This is a genomic window from Allobosea sp., assembly GCF_048595345.1.
GTDB lineage: Bacteria > Pseudomonadota > Alphaproteobacteria > Rhizobiales > Beijerinckiaceae > Allobosea.
Map to the genome: position 1 here is coordinate 1 of NZ_JBMDWH010000041.1, position 1,871 is coordinate 1,871.

A 1,871-nucleotide genomic window follows, 5' to 3' on the forward strand; every position below is an offset into this window, starting at 1 on the left:
CCGATCTCCCAGGGCGAGCCGGCATGCTTCAGCGAGGTCAGGGGGCTCGCGCCCGTGCCGCCCTCGAAGCCGGAGATGGTGATGTGGTCGGCGCGCGACTTGGCGACGCCGGCCGCGACCGTGCCCACGCCGATCTCGGAGACGAGCTTCACCGAGACGTCGGCAGAGGGGTTCACGTTCTTCAGATCGAAGATCAGCTGCGCCAAATCCTCGATCGAGTAGATGTCGTGATGCGGCGGCGGCGAGATCAGGCCGACTCCCGGCGTCGAATGCCGGGTGCGGGCGATCTTGGCGTCGACCTTGTGGCCGGGCAGCTGGCCGCCCTCGCCGGGCTTGGCGCCCTGCGCGACCTTGATCTGCATGACATCGGCATTGACGAGATATTCGGTGGTGACGCCGAAGCGGCCCGACGCGATCTGCTTGATCGCCGAGCGCTTGGAGCGCCCGTCCGGCATCGGCTTGAAGCGGATCGCCTCCTCGCCGCCCTCGCCCGTGTTCGACTTGCCGCCGATCTGGTTCATCGCGATGGCGAGCGTCTCATGCGCCTCGCGCGAGATCGAACCGAAAGACATCGCGCCCGTGGCGAAGCGCTTCACGATCTCCGCGGCGGATTCGACATGCTCCAGCGGCACGGGGCGGCGTCCGTCCTCCTCCGCCATCTTGACCTTGAACAGGCCGCGGATGGTGGAGAGCCGCTGCGCGTCGTCGTTCACCTGCCGGGCGAACTCCTCGTAGCGATCCTGCGCGTTGAGGCGCACGGCGTGCTGGAGCGAGGCGACGACGTCCGGCTTCCAGACATGGTCCTCGCCGCGCACGCGATACATGTACTCGCCGCCGATATCGAGGCTGTCGCGATAGACCGGCGCATCGCCGAAGGCGTCGCGATGGCGCCGCAGGCTCTCCTCCGCGATCTCCTCGAGGCCGACGCCTTCGATCGCGGTGCCGGTGCCGAAGAAGAACTTCTCGACGAAGTCGCTCTTGAGGCCGACGGCATCGAAGATCTGCGCGCCGCAATAGGACTGGTAGGTCGAGATGCCCATCTTGGACATCACCTTGAGCACGCCCTTGCCGACCGACTTGATGTAGCGCTTGACCACCTCCTCGGCGTCAACCTCCTCGGGGAAGGCGCCCTGCTCGTGCTGGTCGAGCAGCGTGTCGAAGGCGAGATAGGGGTTGATCGCTTCCGCGCCATAGCCGGCGAGGCAGCAGAAATGATGGATCTCGCGCGGCTCGCCCGTTTCGAGCACGAGGCCGACCGAGGTGCGCAGGCCCTTGCGGATCAGGTGATGATGCACCGCCGCCGTCGCCAGCAGCGCCGGGATCGGGATGCGGTCGGCGCCGACCTGGCGGTCGGAGAGGATGATGATGTTGTAGCCGCCATGCACCGCCGCCTCGGCGCGCTCGCAGAGCCGCTCCAGCGCGCCGGCCATGCCGGCCGCGCCGTCGCGCGCCGGATAGGTGAAATCGATGGTCTTGGTGTCGAACCGGTCCTCGTAATGGCCGATGCAGCGGATCTTCTCGAGATCGTCGTTCGTCAGGATCGGGGTGCGGACCTCCAGGCGCTTGCGCCGCGAGGTGCCTTCCAGATCGAGGATGTTCGGCCGCGGCCCGATGAAGGAGAGCAGGCTCATCACCAGCTCCTCGCGGATCGGGTCGATCGGCGGGTTCGTCACCTGCGCGAAGTTCTGCTTGAAATAGGTGTAGAGCAGCTTGGACTTGAGCGAGAGCGGCGAGATCGGCGTGTCGGTCCCCATCGAGCCCACGGCTTCCTGCCCGGTCACCGCCATCGGCGCCATCAGCAGGCGCACATCCTCGGTGGTGTAGCCGAAGGCCTGCTGGCGATCGAGCAGCGGCACGTCGGTGCGCGAGGC

1 protein-coding gene is annotated in these 1,871 nt (G+C 67.1%); it reads right to left on the reverse strand.

The window, feature by feature from the left end; all coding sequences use genetic code 11:
• The coding region (locus ACOJTB_RS04830; RefSeq protein ID WP_420101386.1) for a glutamate synthase central domain-containing protein at positions 1-1,871 on the reverse strand (1,871 nt) is incomplete at both ends.